Source organism: Amycolatopsis sp. NPDC003676, from assembly GCF_053587275.1.
On the sequence record NZ_JBSFNS010000123.1, the window covers coordinates 1 to 21,383 of the forward strand.

At 69.9% G+C, this 21,383-nt stretch carries 19 protein-coding genes and 2 pseudogenes; 12 read left to right on the forward strand and 9 right to left on the reverse strand.

The features are described 5' to 3' along the window. Positions 1-385: 385 nt before the first annotated feature. The gene (locus ACWDNU_RS39025) at positions 386-970 is read right to left on the reverse strand and encodes a TetR/AcrR family transcriptional regulator (RefSeq protein ID WP_449672552.1); all 585 of its coding nucleotides are present in this window, start codon (positions 968-970) and stop codon (positions 386-388) included. Between the two features lie 87 nt (positions 971-1,057). On the opposite strand from ACWDNU_RS39025, the gene ACWDNU_RS39030 reads away from it, so the two are divergent. Further along, complete coding sequence (locus ACWDNU_RS39030; RefSeq protein ID WP_449672560.1) at positions 1,058-2,101, forward strand: ferrochelatase; 1,044 nt, start codon at positions 1,058-1,060, stop codon at positions 2,099-2,101. A 149-nt stretch (positions 2,102-2,250) separates the two neighbouring features. On the opposite strand, the gene ACWDNU_RS39035 is transcribed toward ACWDNU_RS39030, so the two are convergent. Beyond that, on the reverse strand, positions 2,251-3,048 hold the full coding sequence (locus tag ACWDNU_RS39035; protein WP_370937242.1) for a hypothetical protein: 798 nt from the start codon (positions 3,046-3,048) through the stop codon (positions 2,251-2,253). A 100-nt stretch (positions 3,049-3,148) separates the two neighbouring features. Here ACWDNU_RS39035 and ACWDNU_RS39040 point away from each other — a divergent pair, with 100 nt between their 5' ends. Together ACWDNU_RS39040 and ACWDNU_RS39045 are read left to right on the forward strand one after the other, a co-directional pair. Beyond that, entirely contained in the window at positions 3,149-4,546 is a 1,398-nt protein-coding gene (locus ACWDNU_RS39040; RefSeq protein ID WP_370937241.1) for an ATP-binding protein, read from the forward strand. Further along, the gene (locus tag ACWDNU_RS39045; protein ID WP_449672553.1) at positions 4,546-6,504 is read left to right on the forward strand and encodes a hypothetical protein; all 1,959 of its coding nucleotides are present in this window, start codon (positions 4,546-4,548) and stop codon (positions 6,502-6,504) included. The genes ACWDNU_RS39040 and ACWDNU_RS39045 overlap by 1 nt, the downstream gene beginning before the upstream one ends. Before the next feature lie 47 nt (positions 6,505-6,551). Here the strand turns inward: ACWDNU_RS39045 and ACWDNU_RS39050 are convergent, their stop codons facing one another. After that, complete coding sequence (locus ACWDNU_RS39050; RefSeq protein WP_449672561.1) at positions 6,552-7,865, reverse strand: cytochrome P450; 1,314 nt, start codon at positions 7,863-7,865, stop codon at positions 6,552-6,554. A gap of 117 nt (positions 7,866-7,982) precedes the next feature. On the opposite strand from ACWDNU_RS39050, the gene ACWDNU_RS39055 reads away from it, so the two are divergent. Both ACWDNU_RS39055 and mshC read left to right on the forward strand, forming a co-directional pair. Beyond that, positions 7,983-8,747: a MerR family transcriptional regulator gene (locus tag ACWDNU_RS39055; protein WP_449672554.1), complete on the forward strand. Its 765-nt coding sequence runs from the start codon at positions 7,983-7,985 to the stop codon at positions 8,745-8,747. An 82-nt stretch (positions 8,748-8,829) separates the two neighbouring features. Further along, positions 8,830-10,068 (forward strand): cysteine--1-D-myo-inosityl 2-amino-2-deoxy-alpha-D-glucopyranoside ligase, encoded by a 1,239-nt coding sequence (gene mshC / locus ACWDNU_RS39060; RefSeq protein ID WP_370937238.1) that lies wholly within the window; start codon positions 8,830-8,832, stop codon positions 10,066-10,068. Positions 10,069-10,136: 68 nt separating this feature from the next. Here mshC and ACWDNU_RS39065 read toward each other — a convergent pair whose 3' ends face one another. Next, positions 10,137-11,762, reverse strand: coding sequence for an ABC-F family ATP-binding cassette domain-containing protein (locus ACWDNU_RS39065; protein ID WP_449672555.1), 1,626 nt, complete (start codon positions 11,760-11,762; stop codon positions 10,137-10,139). Between the two features lie 267 nt (positions 11,763-12,029). Between ACWDNU_RS39065 and ACWDNU_RS39070 the strand changes: the two genes are divergently transcribed. Genes ACWDNU_RS39070 through ACWDNU_RS39080 form a run of 3 tightly spaced genes read left to right on the forward strand, consistent with a single transcriptional unit; the run spans position 12,030 to position 14,661 of the window. Next, positions 12,030-12,614, forward strand: coding sequence for a helix-turn-helix domain-containing protein (locus tag ACWDNU_RS39070; RefSeq protein ID WP_449672556.1), 585 nt, complete (start codon positions 12,030-12,032; stop codon positions 12,612-12,614). Further along, complete coding sequence (locus ACWDNU_RS39075; RefSeq protein ID WP_449672557.1) at positions 12,611-13,867, forward strand: MFS transporter; 1,257 nt, start codon at positions 12,611-12,613, stop codon at positions 13,865-13,867. Before ACWDNU_RS39070 ends, ACWDNU_RS39075 begins: the two co-directional genes overlap by 4 nt. Beyond that, the gene (locus ACWDNU_RS39080; RefSeq protein ID WP_370937234.1) at positions 13,831-14,661 is read left to right on the forward strand and encodes a metallophosphoesterase family protein; all 831 of its coding nucleotides are present in this window, start codon (positions 13,831-13,833) and stop codon (positions 14,659-14,661) included. Before ACWDNU_RS39075 ends, ACWDNU_RS39080 begins: the two co-directional genes overlap by 37 nt. A 55-nt stretch (positions 14,662-14,716) precedes the next feature. Here the strand turns inward: ACWDNU_RS39080 and ACWDNU_RS39085 are convergent, their stop codons facing one another. Then, a complete protein-coding gene (locus tag ACWDNU_RS39085) occupies positions 14,717-14,986 on the reverse strand; it encodes a hypothetical protein (protein ID WP_449672558.1) in 270 nt (89 codons plus the stop codon). A 206-nt stretch (positions 14,987-15,192) separates the two neighbouring features. After that, the gene (locus ACWDNU_RS39090) at positions 15,193-16,104 is read right to left on the reverse strand and encodes a PAC2 family protein (protein ID WP_370937232.1); all 912 of its coding nucleotides are present in this window, start codon (positions 16,102-16,104) and stop codon (positions 15,193-15,195) included. 151 nt (positions 16,105-16,255) lie between these two features. Here ACWDNU_RS39090 and ACWDNU_RS39095 point away from each other — a divergent pair, with 151 nt between their 5' ends. From ACWDNU_RS39095 to hisG, 3 genes are all read left to right on the forward strand, one after another. Continuing rightward, on the forward strand, positions 16,256-16,942 hold the full coding sequence (locus ACWDNU_RS39095) for an HAD family hydrolase (RefSeq protein WP_449672559.1): 687 nt from the start codon (positions 16,256-16,258) through the stop codon (positions 16,940-16,942). Positions 16,943-17,006: 64 nt separating this feature from the next. Continuing rightward, positions 17,007-17,270: a phosphoribosyl-ATP diphosphatase gene (locus tag ACWDNU_RS39100; protein ID WP_027927607.1), complete on the forward strand. Its 264-nt coding sequence runs from the start codon at positions 17,007-17,009 to the stop codon at positions 17,268-17,270. A gap of 35 nt (positions 17,271-17,305) precedes the next feature. After that, positions 17,306-18,151 carry an ATP phosphoribosyltransferase gene (gene hisG, locus ACWDNU_RS39105; RefSeq protein ID WP_182894715.1) on the forward strand — a complete coding sequence of 282 codons (846 nt, stop codon included), beginning with the start codon at positions 17,306-17,308 and terminating at the stop codon, positions 18,149-18,151. 66 nt (positions 18,152-18,217) lie between these two features. On the opposite strand, the gene ACWDNU_RS39110 is transcribed toward hisG, so the two are convergent. From ACWDNU_RS39110 to ACWDNU_RS39120, 3 genes and pseudogenes are all read right to left on the reverse strand, one after another. Continuing rightward, the gene (locus tag ACWDNU_RS39110) at positions 18,218-19,153 is read right to left on the reverse strand and encodes a ParA family protein (RefSeq protein ID WP_370937231.1); all 936 of its coding nucleotides are present in this window, start codon (positions 19,151-19,153) and stop codon (positions 18,218-18,220) included. A gap of 62 nt (positions 19,154-19,215) precedes the next feature. Further along, a complete protein-coding gene (locus ACWDNU_RS39115; RefSeq protein ID WP_370937230.1) occupies positions 19,216-20,007 on the reverse strand; it encodes a thioesterase family protein in 792 nt (263 codons plus the stop codon). Beyond that, positions 20,007-20,681 (reverse strand): annotated as a pseudogene (locus ACWDNU_RS39120) (RecB family exonuclease); the annotation flags it as partial. The pseudogene ACWDNU_RS39120 and the gene ACWDNU_RS39115, both read right to left, overlap by 1 nt. 80 nt (positions 20,682-20,761) lie before the next feature. Between ACWDNU_RS39120 and ACWDNU_RS39125 the strand changes: the two are divergent. Beyond that, a pseudogene (locus tag ACWDNU_RS39125) lies at positions 20,762-21,383 on the forward strand (hypothetical protein); the annotation flags it as partial.

A 21,383-nucleotide genomic window follows, 5' to 3' on the forward strand; every position in this document is an offset into this window, starting at 1 on the left:
CCGTCGAACGCCGACATCGACACCGTCTCGACCCCGCCCACCGACCCCGAACCGCAGGGACGCTTCATATCGGGGTGCGGGGGAGGGGGTGGGTGCCTCGATCGTTGGGTGCGTCAGTGCGGTTTGGTGGTGGGGCGGGGCTTGCGCCCCAATGTGGCATTGGGTGCGTCAGGCGCACCGAATGCCGCATTGGGTGCGTGCGATGCACCCAATGCCACATTGGGGGCGAATCCCGGTGGCGGGCGGAGCGGTCTGTGAAGGGGTCCCTCGCTGCCGGCCGCGGTACGTGAGGGGAACCCTGAGGGAATCAGAGTTCCTCAGGGTTCCCCTCACGTCCGGTCAGCGGGTGGTGCGAGGGTGGGGTGTCTTTGGTGTCAGCGGGCGGCTAGCGGCGGGAGACCGCGCTCGTGGCGATTTCCGCTACTGAGGTCAGGGCCTCTTGTTCGGCTCCGCGGCGGGACATCGTGCGGATTCCGGAGATGGTGGCGTGGATGAAGTTCGCGATTTCGGCGGCGTCGCGGTCGCGGGTGATGCTCCCGTCTGCCTGGCCGGTGCGGGCGAAGTGCGTTAGCGCTGACAGGTGCGCTTCGGTGTCCGCGTTCACCTGTGCGGCGACTTCCGGGTCGGTGGTGCCGAATTCGGCGATGGCGTTCACCATCAGGCAGCCGCGTCTGCCGTTTTCCAGTTCGTCGTCGATTGTCGAAGTGAGGAGCAGGCGGATGGCGCCTAGCCCGTCGGGAGCGTTGTCCAGCAGGGTCTCTCGCAGTCGGATGCCGCGGTGCGAGTAGTGGTCCAGTACGCGCCGGAAGAGTTCGTGCTTGCTGGAGAACGTGTTGTAGATGCTGCTGCGCCCTAGTCCGGTGGCGGCGCACAGTTCTTCGGTCGACGTGGACTCGTATCCGCGCGCCCAGAAGGCGTTCATGGCGCCTTCGAGCGCTTCGGTCTCGTCGAACTCGCGTGGCCTCGGCATGACGACCACGCTAACACATTTTGGATAGCGCAGTACATAACCGGGCCGCCGAGGCGTGCGGAGCGCCACAGGGGCAGGATGGACACCGTGGGTTACGACGCGTTGCTATGGCTTTCGTTCGGCGGTCCGGAGGGGCCCGACGAGGTGATGCCGTTCCTGGAGAACGTCACCAGGGGCCGGGGCGTGCCGCGGGAGCGGTTGCTCGAGGTGGCCGAGCACTACCAGCACTTCGGCGGGGTCTCGCCGATCAACCGGCTGAACCGGGCCGCGATCGCTGCGGTCGAGAAGCAGTTGGCGGCCGAGAACATCGAGCTTCCGGTGCACTTCGGCAACCGCAACTGGACGCCGATGGTCGAAGACACCCTGGCCGGGATGAAGGACGCGGGCGTCCGTCGCGCTTTGGTGTTCCCGACTAGCGCGTACGGCGGCTACTCCGCGTGCCGCCAGTACGACGAGGACATCGAACGAGCCCGCGCCGCCGTCGGGGATGACGCGCCGGAATTGGTCAAGCTGCGCCAGTTCTTCGACCACCCGCTGTTCATCGCCACGATCGCCGACGCGGTCCGCGCGGCCCACGCGAAACTCGGCGACCGCCCCGGCACGCGCACGGTTTTCACCGCCCACTCGATCCCGGAAAGCGCCGACCTCGCCTCCGGCCCGCCCTCCGAAGGCGGCCGCCGCTACTCGAAGCAGATCGCCGAAGCCGCCCGTCTCGTGGCCGCCGAAGCCGGAATCGCCGAGTACGACGTCGTCTGGCAGTCGCGCTCTGGCCCGCCGCAGATTCCGTGGCTGGAACCGGACATCGTCGACCACATCGACGCCCTGCACGCCCAAGGCGTGGACTCCGTAGTGGTGAGCCCGATCGGCTTCGTCGCGGACCACCTCGAGGTGATCTGGGACCTGGACAACGAAGCCGCGGACCGAGCCGCCGAACACGGCATGGCCTTCGCCCGCGCCGCAACGCCGGACTCGGACCCGAGGTTCGCCGAAATGGTGGTCGAACTGGTCCGCGAACACCTGGCCGATGCCCCCGCGCGGAAACTCTCGCCTTTCCCCGCAGCCGGTTGCACCGTCAACGGCGCCCCCTGCGCGGTCGCCTGCTGCGAGCCACCTCGCCGCCCCACCCGCTGACCGGTCGTGAGGGGAACCCTGAGGGAATCAGAGTCCCTCAGGGTTCCCCTCACGTACCGCGGCCGGTAGTGAGGGTCGCCTTCACGGACCGTTCCGCCCGTCGCCGGGCAAACCTCATTCGCGAAGCGAATCCGTCACCGGGACAGGCGTCAAGCCTGCCGATCCCCCTGCTCAGCGAACACCCGCACAGCCTCATTGACCGAAGCGGTCCGAGCCCCCCGAACAGCCTCCGCCAACGGCCGCAACGCCTCGGCCCGCCGATTCACCGCCGAAGCCGACAACGCTCCACCTGGGTCATCCGCCTGAGCAACAGCCAAAATCGCCGAAATCTCCTCGGCCCGCTGCAACACCCGCAACGCCCGCCCCGGCGTCCCCGCAGGCCACTCCACCTGCGGCCGAGCCCGCAAATGCGCCGACAACTCCGCCCGAACCCCAGGCCGATCACTGGCCACATCCAAGGCCTGCAACGCCCCGGCACTGGCCCGGATCGCGTCCGTCAACCCGTGCTCAGCGTCCGCCAATGGCTGATATTCCAGCGAAACCGGCGCGGCGAGCGAATACACCGTCCACCGCATCAGCCCTTCGGCGATCGGCTCCGGCACCAACCCGAACGCCAGCCCGCTCAACACGACCGCCTCGCCGCACCGCAACGCAGCGTCAGCGAACGGCCCGCCACCGCCCAGCCCGCGCACATCGCCGGGAACAGGCAGCACGAGCTGGACGCTCCCCGCACCCTGCGCCCGCAACGCGAGCAGCAGCTGCACCGGAGTGGCCGCCCGATGGAACGCGAGCGGAAGATCGAAGGCGTCCGCCGCGGTGGGATCTGCCGCGACCACGTCGTGGGCCTCGGCCCACTCCTGCAGGGCATCGAGGACGTCGTCGGACGCCGCGGCCCCGTTCAGCCACGCGGAGGACCAGACGGCGAGGGTCGCACTGGGTCGGCACACGACTGCTGATTTTACCGGTTCCTCCCGGCTCCGCCGATCCCCGCCCGGCTGGAGCCGCTCCACGTCGACGGATGCCGGAACGGTCAGTAGCGTCGAAGGGGTGAACGCTGTTCCCGACGCTCTTCCCCGTACTGCCGGCGAGCTTCGCGCCGCCGGATACGCCCCGCGCCCGATCGCGCGCGAGATCCACGACAACCTGCTCGCCGCGCTGCGCGAGGGCCGCGACGCCTGGCCCGGCATCGTCGGCTTCTCCCGCACCGTGCTGCCCCAGCTCGAACGCGCCCTGCTCGCCGGCCACGACGTCGTCCTGCTCGGCGAACGCGGCCAGGGCAAGACCCGCCTGCTGCGCACCCTGGCCGGCCTGCTCGACGAGTGGACCCCGGTCATCGAGGGCTCCGAGCTGGGCGAACACCCGCTCGACCCGATCACGCCCGCCTCGATCCGCCGCGCCGCCGAACTCGGCGACGACCTGCCGGTGGCCTGGCGGCACCGGAGCGAGCGCTACACCGAAAAGCTGGCCACGCCGGACACGAGCGTCGGCGACCTGATCGGCGACGTCGACCCCGTCAAGGTCGCCGAAGGCCGCAGCCTCGGCGACCCCGAGACCATCCACTTCGGACTCGTGCCGCGCGCGCACCGCGGCATCGTCGCGATCAACGAGCTGCCCGACCTGGCCGAGCGGATCCAGGTCGCGCTGCTGAACGTCATGGAGGAACGCGACATCCAGGTCCGCGGCTACACGCTGCGGCTGCCGCTGGACGTCCTCCTCGTCGCGACCGCCAACCCCGAGGACTACACCAACCGCGGCCGGATCATCACGCCGCTGAAGGACCGCTTCGGCGCGGAAATCCGCACGCACTACCCGCTGGACGTCGAGTCCGAGGTCGCCGTGGTGCGCCAGGAAGCGAACCTCGTCGCGGAGGTCGGCGAGCCGCTGCTGGAGGTGCTGGCCCGGTTCGTGCGCAACCTGCGCGAGTCGCCGGTCATCGACCAGCGTTCCGGCGTGTCCGCCCGGTTCGCGGTGGCGGCGGCGGAAACCGTCGCGGCGGCCGCGTTGCGCCGGGCCGCGGTGACGGGGGAGGACCCGGCGGTCGCACGTCCGGTCGATCTCGAAGCCGTGCCCGCCGTGCTGCGCGGCAAGGTCGAGTTCGAGCCCGGCGAGGAAGGCCGCGAGGTCGAGCACCTCGTGCACCTGATGCGCCGCGCGATCGCGGAAACCGCCCGTGAACGGTTCGCCGGGCTGGACCTGCGGCCGCTGTCCGACGCGGTCGCGGACGGCCACCTCGTCGCCACCGGCGAGCGCATCCCGGGTGCGGAAGTCCTTGCGGCGCTGCCGGAACTGCCGGTGCTGCACGAGGTCGCCCAGCGGGCCGGAGTGTCCGCGGACGAGCCGGCGGGCCGGATCGCGGCGGCGGTCGAACTGGCCCTGGAGTCGCTGTTCCTCGCTCGCCGGCTGGCGAAGGACTCCGACGACGGCACGACGGTCTACGGCGAATAATGCCGCTCTTACCGGAGGGATATTCCTACGGCCCGTGGCACGACGGGCCGGACCCGCTGGCCCCGCCCGCGGACCTGCGGGACGCACTGGACGAGATCGGCCGCGAGGTCATGGGCGGTTCGTCGCCGCGCTCGGCGCTGGAGGAGTTGCTGCGCCGCGGCACCGAACGCACTGCTGGCCTTGACGAATTGACCCGTCAGCTGTGGCAGCGCCGTTCGCAGATCCAGCGGCGGCACCGGCTGGACGGCACGCTGCAGGAAGTCCAGCAGCTGCTGCAGGAAGCACTCCAAGCCGAGCGCCGGGAACTGTTCCCGGACCCCGACGACGAGGCCCGCTTCCGCGAAGCCCAGCTGGACGCGCTGCCGCCCGGCACCGCGGCGGCCGTCCGCGAGCTGAACGAGTACGACTGGCGCTCGGCCGAAGCACGGCAGAAGTACGAGCAGATCCGCGACCTCCTCGGCCGCGAGCTGCTGGACGCGCGGTTCCAGGGCATGAAACAGGCGATGCAGAACGCCGGGCCCGAGGACGTCGAGCGGATCAACCAGATGCTCGGCGACCTCAACGCGCTGCTGTCCGCGCACGCCCAAGGCGCGAGCGACATCGACGAACGCTTCAGCGAGTTCATGCGGCGGCACGGCGAGTTCTTCCCGGAGAACCCGCAGAACGTCGAAGAGCTGATCGACGTCCTCGCGGCCCGTTCCGCGGCCGCGCAGCGGATGCTGAACTCGATGTCCGAGGAACAACGGGCCGAGCTGGCCGAGCTTTCGCAGCAGGCCTTCGGCGATCCGAGACTGGCGCAGCAACTGTCCGCTTTGGACTCCCAGTTGCGGGCATTGCGGCCGGGGGAGGACTGGACGTCGTCCTCGCGCTTCCGCGGCCAGGATCCGCTGGGCCTCGGCGAAGGCGCGCAAGCGATGGCCGACCTGGCGGAGCTGGACGCCCTCGCCGAGCAGCTGGGCCAGTCGTATCCCGGCGCGCGCCTGGAGGACATCGACCTGGAGGCGCTGGAACGCCAACTCGGTCCGGACGCAGGCGTCGATGCTCGCCGGCTGTCCGAATTGGAACGAGAACTGCGTCAGCAAGGCCTGTTCGAACGCGCTGCGGACGGCACCTTGCGGTTGTCGCCCAAGGCATTGCGCCGCCTTGGCGAAACCGCACTGTCCGATGTGGTCAATTCGCTCCGCGGCAAAACCGGAGAGCGGGAGACCGAGTCCGCGGGTGCGGCAGGCGAACCGACCGGGTCGAGCCGTCCCTGGCGGTTCGGTGACATGCAACCGTGGGATGTTCCGCGCACTGTGCGCAATGCGGTATTGCGCTCCACCGCGGTCGGGGCGGGCAGTGTGCGTCTCGACGTCGAGGATGTCGAGGTGATCGAGACTGAACATCGCTCGCGAGCGGCGGTAGCGCTGCTGGTCGACACATCGTGGTCGATGATCCAAGAGGGTCGCTGGCTGCCGATGAAGCGCACCGCGCTGGCGCTGCATCAGTTGATCAGCACCAGATTCCGCAACGACGCCTTGCAGCTGATCACCTTCGGCCGCTACGCGATGCCTGTGGAGTTGCCTGAACTCGTCGGTCTGGAGGGCACCTGGGAACAGGGCACCAACGCCCACCACGCGCTGTTGCTGGCCGGACGCCACCTGCGCCGTCACCCGGACGCCCAGCCGGTCGTCCTCATGGTCACCGACGGCGAGCCCACCGCTCACCTGGAACCCGACGGCGAAGCGGAATTCTCCTACCCGCCGGAACCGGCGACCATCTACAAGACACTGTCCGAAGTGGACAGAATCGCGAAGCTGGGCGCGTCGGTCACCGTCTTCCGGCTGGGCGACGACCCGCGCCTGGAAGCGTTCGTGGACACCATCGCCCGACGCTCCGGCGGCCGCGTCATCGCCCCGGACCTGGACGGTTTGGGCGCGGCAGTAGTAGGCGACTACCTCCGCACCCGCCGCCGCTGACCGCTTGGCCGAAAGTCCGTGAGGGGAATCAGAGCCCCTCACGGACCTCAGCGGCGGTGCACCAGGATCCGCGCGCCGTCGCCGGGCACGAGCGTGATGTGGCGGGTCTTCACTCGCTCCGGCCGCGAACTGGGCGCGCTCACCCGGTATCGCGTGAACAGTTCCCGCAGTACGATCGTCGCCTCCAGCAACGAGAATCCCGCCCCGAGACAGCGCCGCGCGCCGCCGCCGAACGGGAACCAGCTGCCGGCGGGCGGGCCGCTGCCGAGGAACCGCGTCGGGTCGAACACCTCCGGCGACGGATGGTGCGCCGGGTCCGCGTGAATGAGCGAAATCGACGGCAGCACCATGTGCCCGGCCGGAACCGTATACGGGCCGACCTGGACGTCCTTCGTGAGCTTCCGGGACACCTCGGAGATGATCGGCCGCAGCCGCATCGCTTCCTTGGCCACCGCTTCCAGGTACTTCTCGTCGCCCTCGTCCGCTGCGCGGGCGGTCTCCGCGGCGATCGCCGGATCACGGGCAAGCTCGTGCAGCGCCCAGGCCAGCGCGGTCGCCGTGGTCTCGTGTCCGGCCAGCAGCAACGTGATCAGCTGGTCGCGCAGTTCGAGGTCGCTGAGCTGGTCCTCGCCGGGCACGCTCAGCAGCCGGGACAGCACGTCGGTCCGCTGGGCCAGATCCGGCGCCGCCCGCCGCTCGGCGATCTCCGCGTACAGCAGTTGGTCGACCCGCTGCTGCCGCTCGAGATTCCGCCGCCACGGCCCGAACTTCTGCAGTGCCGGGCTGTGCCAGCCGAAAAGATCCAGCGCGCTGATGTCGATGACCTGCTCCAGCGCCACGCGCAATTCCGCCAGCCGCGGCCCGTCCGTCACCCCGAAAACGACTCGCAGGATCACTTCGAGCGTCAACGCCCGCATCCGGTCGTGCACCCGGAACGCCCGCCCCTGCGGCCACCGCTCCAGCTCCGCGAGCGTCAGCTCGGTGACCATGTCGCGATACCCGCGCATCGCCGCCCCGTTGAACGCGGGCATCAGCAGCTTCCGAGCCCGGCGGTGTTCTTCCTCGTCGGTGAGCAGCACCGAATGCCCGCCCAGCATGGGTTTGAGCACCATGTTCCCCTCGCCGGCGTGGAACGTCTCGACCGGACCGGCGAAGATCTCGCGGACCAGATCGAGGTCCCCGATCAGCACCACTGACCGTTCCGGGTACAGCCGCAGCCGCACCACATTTCCGTAGCGGCGGCGCAGCAGCGGCAGCAGGGAGTTCCGGAAAGCGCCGAAAAGGACGGTTTGGACCGCCATCGGCAGGCGGGGACCAGGCGGAAGAGCGGAATGGGCGCGGATCGGCGTGCGCAGAGCCATGCTTCGTTCGTACTCGCGCCGGACGGCGGTGTCCACCAGACTTGACCCTCACGCGGCGTGAGGCGCGATCGTGGGTTCTCGCAAGGGCCGTTCGGCCGAAGAAACAGGGGGAGAGCGATGAGCTACCGAGTGGGCGAGGTGGCGGCGCTGGCCGGCGTCACCGTGCGCGCGCTGCACCACTACGACGAGATCGGGCTGTTGTCGCCGAGCGGGCGGACGACGTCCGGCTATCGGCGCTACGACGACGCCGACCTCGACCGGCTGCAGCGGATCCTGCTCTACCGGGAGCTCGGCTTTCCCCTGGAGACGATCGCGTCCGTGCTCGCGGAGCCGGGAACCGACGCCGACCACCACCTGAAACGGCAGCGGGAGCTGCTGGTGGCGCAAGGGGACCGGATCGAGCGCATGGTCGCGGCCGTCGACCGATTGCTGGAGGCGAGAGCCATGGGCAACACGTTGACGCCCGAGGAGAAGTTCGAAGTGTTCGGCGGATTCCAGGCGCCGGAGGGCTATTCGGAGGAAGCCGTGCGGCGCTGGGGCGACTGTGCGGAGTGGAAGCAGACGAAGCTGCCGGAGACCAAGGAGGAGTGGACCGAGGCGGAGCTGCAGCGGAAGGACTGGGTGCGCCGCCTGGTCGCGCTGGTCGACGAGGGCGTGCCGGCGGACAGCCCGGCGGCGGGCGAGCTCGCCGAGGAGCACCGGGCGATGCTGTCCGCGGTGATGGGGGAGTGCGGGTACGCGATGCAGCAGCGGATCGCGGCCCTGTACGCGGACGAGCCCGCGCAGCTGGCGTTCCTGGTCCGGGAGGACGAGCAGCGGCCCGGCATCGGGGCGTATGTCCGCGACGCCGTCCGGGCGAACGCCGCCCGGCAGCAGGCCTGACCCTGGGGGGTGGGAGAGACAGATCGGTTGTCTCTCCCACCTCGTGGGAAAGCGGACGGACGTCACGCTTACAGTCGGAGGTATGCAGACTTGGTCCTCCGTCGCCGTGCCCCGGCTGCCCGGCACGCCCCGCCCCCTCCGGCTCCACGACACCGCGACCGGGCAGGTCCGTCCGACCGCGCCTGGGGCCGCCGCCCGGATGTACGTCTGCGGCATCACCCCCTACGACGCCACGCACCTCGGCCACGCCGCCACCTACCTCGCGTTCGACCTGGTCAACCGGGTGTGGCGGGACAACGGGCACGAGGTGCACTACGTCCAGAACGTCACCGACATCGACGAGCCGCTGCTGGAGCGCGCGGCACGCGATTCGGACGACTGGATCGTGCTGGGCATGCGCGAGACGGCGCTGTTCCGCGAGGACATGGAGGCGCTGCGGGTGCTGCCGCCGCGCCAGTTCGTCGGCGCGGTCGAGGCGATCCCGGAGATCGTCGAGGTCATCGCGAAGCTGCTCGCCGACGGCAGCGCCTACCGCGCGGACGACGCCGAGTTCCCGGACGTCTACTTCGACCACAACGCGACCGGCCGGTTCGGCTACGAGTCGAACTACGACGCCGAGACCATGGCGAAGTTCTTCGCCGAACGCGGCGGCGACCCGGACCGTCCCGGCAAGCGGCACCCGCTGGACGCGCTGCTGTGGCGCGTCGCGCGCGAAGGCGAGCCGTCGTGGGAGTCGGAGTTGGGCGCTGGGCGGCCCGGCTGGCACATCGAATGCAGTGCGATCGCAGTGAACCGCCTCGGGCTCGGATTCGACGTCCAGGGCGGCGGTTCCGACCTGATCTTCCCGCACCACGAGTACAGCGCGGCGCACGCTGAAGCGGTCGCCGCCGACCATCCGTTCGCCCGGCACTACGTGCACGCCGGGATGATCGGGCTCGACGGCGAGAAGATGTCGAAGTCCCGCGGCAACCTGGTCTTCGTGTCGCGGCTGCGCGCCGACGGCATCGACCCGGCCGCGATTCGGCTGGCGCTGTTCGCCGGGCACTACCGCGAGGACCGGGCGTGGACTGATCAGCTGCTGGTCGACGCGCAGGAGCGGCTGGCCCGCTGGCGCGAAGCGGTCGCGCTGCCGGCCGGGCCCGACGCGGGGGACACCGTGGCGCGGCTGCGCGACCACCTCTCCGACGACCTGAACACGCCGAAGGCGCTCACCGCGATCGACGCCTGGGTCACTGCGGCACTGCGCCGCGACGGCACCGACCAGGCCGCGCCGGGCCTGATCAAGGAAGCCGTGGACGCCTTGCTGGGCATCGTTCTCTGAGCTTTTGACAGCGGGCAGTAGCCGGAACTCGAACCGGCCGCTGCCCGCTGACTTAACTGTATAACGACCTATACATCCTGGCGCCGGCCATGCGCCAGCGCTAGATGGTCGCCTTCCCAACGGCGGCGCAACCACCGATCATGCGAGGCAAGGACGACCGCGCCCGGCGCGCTGTCGAGCGCTTCGGACAGTTCCTCGGCCAGGCTGAGCGACAGGTGGTTGGTCGGCTCGTCCAGCAGCAGCACGTCCGGCGGTTCCGCGAGCAGCACCGCCAGCGCCAACCGGCGACGCTGACCCACCGAAAGCTCGCCGACCGGACGATCGTGTTCCCTCGGCGGCAGCAACCCGAGCGTGGACAGCGACGGAGCCGCTTCGCCGGCTGCGGCGCGGTACACCTCCTGCGCGGTCCGCTTCGGCCGAGCGAACGTGACGTCCTGCTCCAGCAACCCCACGCGCACGCCGGGTCCGAAGTGGACAGTCCCGGCCGACGGGGTCAGCTGACCGGCCAGCACGGACAGCAGGGTGGATTTGCCCGCCCCATTGCCGCCGGTGACGAGGAGCCGCGCGCTGCGGTCCACGTCCAGCTCGTCCAACTGCACTCGACCCGGGACCGCGATGCCGCGCACCGAAACCGCCGGGCCTTCGCCGCTGGTGTCCGCGGTCAGCGAGGCTCGAAACCGAAGCGGCGCTGGCGGTTTGCGGACTTGCTCGCGCTCCAGTGTGTCCAGCTTGAGCTGCGCGTTCCGGACCCGGCGGGAAATCTGCTTCTGCACGCGACCGGTCTTGAAGTCGTAGAGCATCTTCGCGTTGTCGCGCGGCGCACGGTTGTGTGCGACGCGCCGCGCGGTGCCGTGCACGGATTCCCGCAACTGCTTGAGTTCCTCCTGTTCTTCGGTGAAGCGCTGCTCCCACCGCGCGCGTTCGGCCTTTTTCTGGCCGAGGTAGTCGGTGTAGCTGCCGCCGTAGCGCGTCGCGCCGCCCACGCGGCGATCAGCCGGAACCGGGTCCAGGTCCACGATGTCCGTGCAGACCGCGTCGAGGAACACGCGATCGTGCGAGGACAGCACGACGACGCCGGTCAGTTCCGCGAGGTGCCGTTCGAGGAACTCCATGGCGTTGTCGTCGAGGTGGTTGGTCGGTTCGTCGAGCAGCAGAATGCGCGGCCGCCGCACCAGCAGTGCGGCCAGCCCGAGCCGCGACCGCTGTCCGCCGGAGAGCGTGTGCAGCCGCCGGTCGTGCTTGATGTCGCCGAGCCCGAGACCGGTGAGGACGAGGTCCGCGCGCCGGTCCGCGTCCCACAGGTCGTGCGCCTGCGCCCATTCCAGGACGTGGCCGTACTCGCTGAGCACGTCCGGGTCGTCGGGGCGTTCGGCGAGCACGGCGGCGAGCTTGTCGAGCGTCGCCGCCGCGGTGCGGATCTCGGCGAGTGCCTCGTCAAGGACGTCGGAAACCGTTGCGGTGCCGGCGAACGGCAGTTCCTGGAAGAGGAAGCCGAGGTCGCCGTGCCGCACGACGTCGCCGCCGCGCGGGACTTCGAGCCCGGCGAGCAGCCGGAGCAGGGTGGATTTCCCGACCCCGTTTTCGCCGACGAGACCGATCCGCCTCCCGGGCGACGCGACGAGCGAAACGCCGTTGAGGACTGTGCGTGCACCGTAGCCGAAGACGAGGTCGGAGGCGTGCAGGACAGTAGACATGAGTGAGCACCGGGCCTTTGCGGTGGAAGCGAAATCCCCGACGGGCAACGCGCGGCTTCCCGGGAGCAGGGCTCGACCGGGAGCGGCCTCGATGCGGGGAGGGCTCGGTTCAGCTGTCCATGATGGCTGGGAGCCTAACGCGGGACGCCCCCGCTCGCGCAACCAGTTTTTCCCGGAACGTTCGGCGGCCTTGACGCCGGGGCGGCGGCCTGCAACTCTGAAAGAACAGTTTCGAAAGAAATCCTTCAGAGTTTGGACGGACCACAGATGGCCGAACTGCCCCCGCGCAAGCGGATCGACGACGTCGAGCTGCTGCGCGCGCTCGCGCATCCGCTCCGCTCGGCGCTGGTGCACCACCTGATGGCGGTCGGCCCGTCGACGGCCAGCGAATGCGCCGACGCAGTGGGCTCGACGGCGTCGAACTGCAGCTGGCATCTGCGCAAACTGGCGGAACACGGCCTGGTCGAGCGCGCCGAGGGCGGCGACGGTCGGGAACGGCCGTGGCGAGCCTGTCAGGTCGGGCTGGTGCTGGGCAATCCGGGCGGCGATCCGGCGCTCGCGGCGGCGCAGCTCGCGGTCACCGGCACGGAGCTGGCCGAGGAGCAGGAGCTGACCCAGCGGTACCTCGACACGGTCGAGACCCTGGACGAGGACTGGCGCGAAACCGGCGGATTCTTCTCCTACGGCCTGAACGCGACGCCCGAAGAAGTCACCGCGCTGACGAAGGCGATCGATGACCTGATCCGGCCGTACGTCAGCACCATCCGCAAGGACGCGCCAGCCGACGCCCGCGCGGTCTTCCTCGGGATGCGTGCGTTCCGCCGGATCGGGCACGACGGGAAACCGGCGTGAGACGCCTGCTGGCGGCACCGGGATTCGCCCGGCTCTGGGTCTCCGCGTTCTTCGGCGAAACCGCCGAATGGATGCTGCAGGTCGCGCTGCCGGTGTACCTGTTCGTGCGCACCGGTTCGGCGGTCACGACCGCGTTGAGCATCGTGCTCGGGCTGCTTCCGGCAGTACTGCTGAGCCCGATCGCCGGGGTCGTCGCGGACCGGTGGGACCGCCGGGTCGTGCTGGCCGTGGTGTGCGCCGGACAGGCGCTCGTGGTGCTGCCGCTGCTGATCGGCGCCGAACTGCCGGTCGCGGCCGTCTACGCGGTGATGGCGGGGCAAGCGGGACTGGCGTCGGTGTTCGAACCCGCGCGCAGCGCGCTGGTGCCGGAGCTGGTCGGCGTCGAGGACGTCACCTCGGCGAACGGGCTGATGAGCGTGAACGGCAGCGTCGCGCGGCTCGCGGGCGGCTGGGCCGGGGGAGCGCTGCTCGGATGGGGCGGGCTGGATCGCGTGATCGTCGGCTACCTCGTCGCGCTGGCAGTGGCGGGGATGCTGCTCGCGTTCCCGTTCCGCCGCGTGACGGTGCGGAAAACCGTGCCGAAGCAGACGGATTGGCTCGCCGGAATCCGCGATCTGGCGGGCAAACGGCTCCGGCCGACGAGCGTGTCGGCGCTGCTGACCTCGCTCGCGCAGGGCATGTTCCTGGTGCTGTTCGTGGTGTTCGTGCTCGACGTCCTCCGCGGCAGCGAGGCCGACGCCGGACTCTTGCGCGGCGTGCAGGCGATCGGCGGGCTGGCAGCCGGGTTCGCGGTGGCCACGCTGGCGCGCCGGGTCGCGCCGGTGCTGTTGCAGGGCTGGGGTCTGGTCGCGGCCGGGCTGATGTCGGTGGCGATCTGGAACCTGCCCGGCGCGACGACGGTGCTCGGGGTGTACGTCGGGCTGTTCATGGCCGTCGGCGCGCCTGCCGTGGTGGCTGGCGCCGGGCTGCTGTCGCACGTCCAGGCGGAGACCGGCCCGGACCGGGCGGGACGGGTGCTGAGCACGGTGTACGCGCTGATGGCCGCGGGCACGGCGGCCGGTTCGCTGCTGGCCGGGGCGCTCCTCGCGGTGACCGGTCCGACAGTGCTGCTGAACGTGCAGGCAGGCCTTCACGTGAGCGCGGGGCTGGTCGTTCTGGGGTGGGGGAATGGGCGGTTCCGGCGCTCCCGGGCGCGGAAAGTCGTTACGGTGGAGAAGTGCCGTCTCTCTTCGCCACCAGCGACCTCCACGTGACCCACGAGGGCAACGGCCCGATCGTCGACGAGGTCGTTCCCGACGATCCCGGCGACTGGCTGCTCGTCGCCGGCGACGTCGCGGAGTCCGCCAAGGTCATCCGGGGGACGCTCGCGAGGCTGCGCGAGCGGTTCGCGAAGGTCGTGTGGGTCCCGGGCAACCACGAGCTGTGGACCACGCCGAACGACGAATGCCAGCTGCGCGGCCAGGCGCGGTACGAGTTCCTGGTGGAGCAGTGCCGCGAGATCGACGTGCTCACGCCCGAGGACGAGTTCCCGGTGTGGGACTTCGGCCCGGAGCCGTTGACTATCGCGCCGCTGTTCGTGTTCTACGACTACAGCTGGCGCACCCCGGCGACCGAAGGCAAGACTCGCGAAGAGGCGCTCGCGCACGCGCGCGAAATCGGCGTCGTGTGCACTGACGAGTACTACCTGCACCCGGACCCGTACGAATCGCGCGCGGCCTGGTGCGAGCAACGGCTGAAGGTGAGCCGCGACCGGCTGGACGCGATCCCGGCCGACCGCCGCACGATCCTGATGTCGCACTGGCCGCTGCACCGGCACCCGACGAACCCGTTGTACTACCCCGATTTCGCGCTCTGGTGCGGCACCACGCAGACCGAGGACTGGCACCTGCGCTACCGCGCCGAGCTGGCCGTCTACGGGCACCTGCACATCCCGCGCACGACGTCCGCGGACGGCGTGCGGTTCGAGGAAGTGTCGCTCGGCTACCCGCGCGAGTGGCGGAAGCGGGCCCGGGGCGCGGTTCCGGTGCGGAAGCTGCTCACCGCCTGAGCACAGCGGGACGCGATCGGCGCGCTCGCGTCCCGGCTGTGCCCAGGCGCGGGGATCAGTCGAACGAGAGCCGGCAGGCCGTCACCGCGACCTGTGCGGGCACGTACTCGCGGCGGAGGACCCAGTAGCACTCCTCGAACGAGCCGGCGTCGCACGCGTCGTGCGCGAGCCAGGGCTCGACGTCGTACTCGCCCACCGCATAGTCCATGCAGGCACCGAAGTCATTCGCCGTCACCGGGGAAACCGGGGCCGCCGACGCTGTCGCCGCCGACGCGGTGATCGCGCCCGCCGCGAGCACTGCCGCCGCTAGAGCCTTGCCGAACATTCTCGTACCTCCTGGTCCGCGCGATGTCGCTCGCGCCAGGCCAGTCAACGAGACGCGCTCGGGAGGGCACCAGAGCAGCGCGGAGCGATCAGTCAACGGCGCAGGCTCCGTCATCCCGCCGGGCGGGCCGAGGTCACTGTTCGTAGATCGGAAGCTACCGTGCGTTCGCTCTCCTGGGGCCGGGATTGCTCCCGCCCGCGAACGGGTCAGCGGAGGCCGAAGCCGCCGTCCTGCCCGGGGCGGCGGCGCCGCAGGTACCGCTCGAACTCGGCGGCGATCTTGTCGCCCGAGACTTCCTCCATGGTGAAGTCGGTCTCGGCGTCGCCGCGTTCCTCGAGGCTGCGCACGTACTCGCTGATTTCCTCGTCCTCGTCGGCCATCTCGCTGACCGTCTGCTGCCATTCCTCGGCCTGCTCCGGCAGCGCGCCGAGCGGGATCTCGACGTCGAGGACGTCCTCCAGCTTGTGCAGCAGCGCCAGCGTGGCCTTCGGCGACGGCGGGTGCGAGACGTAGTGCGGCACCGCGGCCCAGATCGACACCGCCGGGATGCCGACCTGCACGCAGTAGTCCTGCAGGATCCCGACGATCCCGGTCGGGCCCTGGTAGTTGTTCAGCTCCAGCCGGTACTTGCTCGCGGTGTCCTTGTCGTAGGCCGTCCCGGTGACCGGGACCGGGCGGGTGTGCGCGGTGTCGGCCAGCAGGGCGCCGAGCGCGACCACCATCGACACGTCCAGCTCCTGGACGTGCTCCACGATCTCGGCGCAGAACTTCCGCCAGCGCATGTTCGGCTCCGGGCCCTGCACCAGCACGAGGTCGCGGTCGAGGCCCTCGGGACGGCACACCGACAGCCGCGTGGTCGGCCATTCGACCCGCCGGGTGATGCCGTCGACCATCTTCACCGTGGGGCGGCTGACCTGGAAGTCGTAGTAGTCGTCCGGCTCGAGCTCGGCCAGCGGCGTCGCGTCCCACGTGAGCTGGAGGTGTTCGATCGCCTGGCTCGCCGCATCGCCCGCGTCGTTCCAGCCCTCGAAAGCCAGAATCATGATCGGGCGTTGGTCATCGGCGCGGTCCTGCTCCGGGTCGCCGGGCCGCGGGGTGTCGTCGACAGGCTCACTCACCTGACCAGCCTACGGCCTCGGGCACCTACGCTGCGCAGCGTGTCCGCCCCCGCGTGTCACGGAGCGGGTGTGGCCCCGCTCACGGCGGCCCGCGTGGGACGCTGGAGGCGAGCGCGCCCGGCCGGAGCGGCGCACCGGACAAGGAGAAACTGTGACTGCACCGTCCTCTTCGGACGGACTGGCGGCTGTCCTCTGGGACATGGACGGCACCCTCGTCGATTCCGAGAAACTGTGGGACGTCGCGCTGTACGAGGCCGCCGAGGCGCTCGGCGGCACGCTTTCGGAGGAAGTCCGGATGACGCTCGTGGGGTCCAACATGGACGCCACCGCCACCGTGCTGCTCGAGCAGACCGGCCGTCCGGTCACCCCGGAAGCGGTCGCGGAAACCGGGGAGTGGATCCGCCACCGCACCGCCGGGCTGTTCGACGACGCGCTGCCCTGGCGTCCGGGCGCCCGCGAGGCGCTGGCCGCGGTCCGCGCGGCCGGGCTCAAGTCCGCGCTGGTCACCTCCACCGAACGCGCGCTGACCGAACTCGCGCTCGACACGATCGGGCGGGAATTCTTCGACGTCACGGTCTGCGGCGACGAGGTCGACGGCCAGAACAAACCCCTCCCGCGGCCGTACCTGAAGGCCGCCGAGCTGCTCGGCGTGGCGCCGGGCCGGTGCGTCGCGGTCGAGGACTCTCCGCCGGGCGCGGAATCGGCCGAAAGCGCAGGCTGCACGGTGCTTGTCGTCCCCAACGACGTGCCCGTCCCGGACGGCCCGCGCCGGGTGTTCCGCACGTCGCTGGCCGGCGTCGGCGTGCCCGAACTGGCGGCGCTGCTGCCGTCGCTGTGACCTCGGCGGCATCCGGGTCACCCGGAACGGCGCGGACGAGCGCGGGATGAAAGGATCCGGCCTCGTGAAGACCTTCGATGAGCTGTTCGCGGAGCTTGCCGAGCGCGCGCGTACCCGTCCCGACGGGTCCGGCACCGTCGCCGCACTGGACGCCGGGGTGCACGCACAGGGCAAGAAGGTGCTCGAAGAGGCGGGCGAGGTGTGGATCGCCGCCGAGCACGAATCCGACGACCGGCTGTCGGAAGAGATCTCGCAGCTGCTGTACCGGGTGCAGGTGCTCATGCTCGGCCGGGGAATCTCGACCGAGGACGTGTACCGCTACCTGTGACGCGCTCGCGCACCGGATACCGAGGAGAAACCGAAATGCTGCGTGTTGCCGTGCCGAACAAGGGAGCCCTCGCCGCCGCTTCGGCGGAGATGCTTTCCGAGGCGGGCTACCGCAAGCGACATGACGGCAAGGACCTGACCGTCCTCGACCCGGTCAACGAGGTCGAGTTCTTCTTCCTCCGCCCCAAGGACATCGCCATCTACGTCGGTTCCGGCGAACTGGACCTCGGCATCACCGGGCGCGACCTCGCGCTCGATTCCGGGGCGCCGGTGGACGAGGTGCTCGCGCTCGGCTTCGGGGCGTCTACGTTCCGGTACGCCGCGCCTGCCGGGCGGGACTGGAAACCTGCCGATTTGCACGGGAAGCGGCTGGCTACGTCGTATCCGCGGCTGGTCCGGGACGATCTTGCTCGGCATGGCGTTGAGGCTGAGGTGATTCGGCTCGACGGGGCGGTGGAGATCTCGATCCAGCTTGGGGTCGCGGACGCTATCGCCGACGTGGTCGAGTCCGGGCGGTCGTTGCGGCAGCACAACTTGGTGGCGTTCGGGGAGCCGATTTGTGCTTCTGAGGCTGTGTTGTTGCAGCGGGCCGGGAGCGAGGGGTCGCGGGCTAAGTCGCAGTTGGCGGCTCGGTTGCAGGGTGTGGTGTTCGCGCAGCACTACATGATGCTCGACTACGACTGCCCTCGGGAGATTTTGGAGCGGGCTATTTCGATTACGCCGGGGTTGGAGTCGCCTACGGTGGCTCCGTTGGCGGATGAGAAGTGGGTCGCTGTGCGGGCGATGGTGCCGCGTAAGGAAGTCAACCGGATCATGGACGAGTTGGCTGAGACTGGCGCCAAGGCTGTGCTGGCGTCGGACATTCGGTCCTGTCGGTTGTAGAAAACTCTTGTACAGAGGGCGTCTTCTCTTCGGGGGAGACGCCCTCTGTCGCATGTGGACGGTGCGTCAGCGCGGGCGGTTCGGACGCTTGGGCATCAGGTCGTACAGCTTCTTGCGCGCGCCGTTGTCGTTGACGTTGCGGGCGACCGCCACCTCGGAAATGAAGTCCTCGAACACGAACTCGTCGTCAGCAGGGACTTCGGTGGGACCGGGATTCTGCGCGAGATAACTGTCGAGGGTTTCGGCGATCTCCCGGAACGACACCGCCTGGATGGTCTCCGGAGCGAACGTGGTCACCGGGACCCCATGTGCGGCCGCTTCGTTCATCACTACGCCCAAGGGCACGTGCGAGAGCATGGGGACTCCGAAGGAGTACATCTCCTGCAGGGCGGCCGCGGCGTAGTGCGAGATGGGGCGGCGGTACAGGCCGGGCACGATGCCGAACCACGCGATGGGGGCGCGGCCAGTGGTTTGTTCCACGTAGCGGACCTGTTCCGACAGCAGGCGCAGGGCCCGGATGCTCGTTTTGTCCGGCTGGACCGGGACCAGGATGCCGTGCGAGGCCGCCAGCGCGTTGTTCGTCAGGACGTCCTGGGCCGGCGGGCAGTCGATGATCACGTGGTCGTAGTGGGCGAACTGGATCACCCTCGCCAGCTGCCAGCCGGGCACGCGGAACTGGTCCAGCCTCCGGATCAGGTCGAACATGCCGGGAGACGTGGGGATCACGTCGAACGCGCCGCCGCGGCCGATGTTGCTGCGCGGGTGCGGCACCGCCAGCTGCTCGATCGGGCCCTTCCACAGCTTCGTCAGCGCCTTCGCCAGGCTCGGCGCGTCCGCCGGGACCTCGTCCATGCCGAGCATCTCGGTGGTCGCGTGCCCCTGCGGGTCGAGGTCGACGAGCAGCACCCGCCTGCCGCGTTCGGCGAGGGCCGCGGCCGCGCCCACGCTCAGCGAGGTTTTGCCCACCCCGCCCTTCTGGTTGACCACCGAGGTGATCTGCATGCCGGAGCGCTCCCTTGTCGGTCGTTCCGCGAAGGCTATCGGACTCGTGCGCCGCGGCGCGCTCATCCGCCCCCGGCCTGTCGCGGACGCACCAGCAAAGCCTGCGCGCCGGTGCCGACCGGACCGGAACGATCGTGCAGCGTACTGGTCGCGGTGCCGACGCCGTGCGGCCCGACCAGCGTCACCGCGTCGAGGCCGATCCACTCGCCCTCGGGGATCCGGCGCAGGTGCACGGTGAGCTCCGAGTTGATGAACCACCACTCGGCCGTCGGAAGGAAGTGCGACACCCCGTTGCCGGAGTCGGCGATGGCGAACAGCCGTTGCAGGCCCGTCGGTTCCTCGCCGTCGACCAGCGGATACCGCTGCCGCGCCCACACCGCGGCCGGGCCGGGACCGGAGATCGCGCCGCGGACCGCACGCCATTCGATCGCGTGCAGGTAACCGCCCTGCCAATCGTCCGGGAAGGCCGCTTCGCTGCCCGCGTCCGCCGCGGGCAGCAGCGGACCGCCGTCGGTGGCGATGTCGGCGGTGTCCGACGTCGCGATCCGCCATCCTGACGCCCGCGCGACCGTCCGGCCGTTCGCGGACAGCTCGGACTGGACCAATTCGACCGTCCGGCCCGGCCGTTCGATCCACGACCGCTGCTCCAGTTCGCCCACCGGAGCCGGGCCGAGGATCTCGACCGTCACCCGCGCCAGCTGCGCCGGATGCTTCGACTCCAGCCCTTCGAGCCCGCGCACCAGCAACGCCGACGGCGGGCCGAAATGCTGCGCGCCCGGATCCCACGGGCCGGTGGTGTGCTCAGTCGCCTCGTACCGGTCGCCGCCGAGCGGGAGAAAGAACGCGTCGCCCATCAGTCGGCCCGGTCCAAGACGGTTTCCTCGCCCGGATCAGGCTCCGGCCAGCCCGGATACTCCGGCGGCGTGCCGCCGAACTCCGGGCAATGCGCCTGGTGATCGCACCACGAGCACAGTTTGCCCTTGTTCGGCCGGAAATCGCCGGTCTTGCCCGCCTTCAGGATCGCCTGCCAGATCGCTTCCAGCGTGCGCTCGAACCGGACCAGCTCCGCTTCGTCCGGCGTGTAGGCCAGCGACTGGCCGTCGGTGAGGTACATCAGCTTCAGCTGCCGCGGGACGACCCCGCGCAACCGCCACAGCACCAGCGCGTAGAACTTCATCTGGAAGAGCGCTTTGGCCTCGCCGATTTCCCGCGGCGCGGCCCCGGTTTTGTAGTCCACGACCCGGATCTCGCCGGTCGGCGCGACATCCACCCGGTCGATGTACCCGCGCAGCAGCACCCCCGAGCCCAGCTCGATCTCCACGTGCAGCTCGCACGCCTCCGGCTCCAGCCTGCGCGGATCTTCCAGCTCGAAGTACGAGTCGAGCAGCTTTTCGGCTGAAGCCAGCCACTTGTCGGTCTCGCCGGGTTCGCCGTCCGCGAACAACTCTGTCCACTCCGGACTGTCGCCGGACAGCTCCGTCCACGTCGGCGCCAGTAGCTCCTTCGCGCGCGGAGCTACCCGTTCGGCGGCCGATCGGCGCCAATATCGGCATCGCGCACGGCACCGGAAACGCGCTGATCGGCATCGGTATCTTCGCCGTCGTCGTGATGCTGACCGGATTTCCGCTCGCCTATTACGCGGCGCGCTACAACATCGATCTGGATTTGATCACGCGCGGTAGCGGATTCGGCTACTACGGCTCGGTGATCACCAATATCGTGTTCGCCTCGTTCACCTTCATCTTCTTCGCGCTGGAAGGGTCGATCATGGCCCAGGGCCTGGAATTGGGCCTCGGAATTCCGCTCTGGATGGGCTATCTGGCGTCGACGGTGATCATCTTCCCGCTGGTCATCTACGGCATGAACACCCTGGCCAAGCTGCAGGTGTGGACCACGCCGCTGTGGCTGCTGCTGATGGTGGCGCCGTTCGGCTTCCTGCTGGTGCGCCACCCCGATTCGGTGGGCTCGTTCTTCGCCTACGGCGGCGAGAACGGGGGCGGCGTGAGCGTGTCCGGCGCGCTGCTGGCCGCGGGCGTCTGCCTGTCGCTGATCGCCCAGATCGCCGAGCAGATCGACTACCTGCGGTTCATGCCGCCGCGCACGCCGGAGAACCGGGCCAAGTGGTGGGGCTGGATGCTGCTCGCGGGTCCGGGCTGGGTGCTCTTCGGCGCGGCCAAGCAGGTCGTCGGCCTGTTCCTCGCGGTCTACCTGATCGCCAATCTGCCTGCCG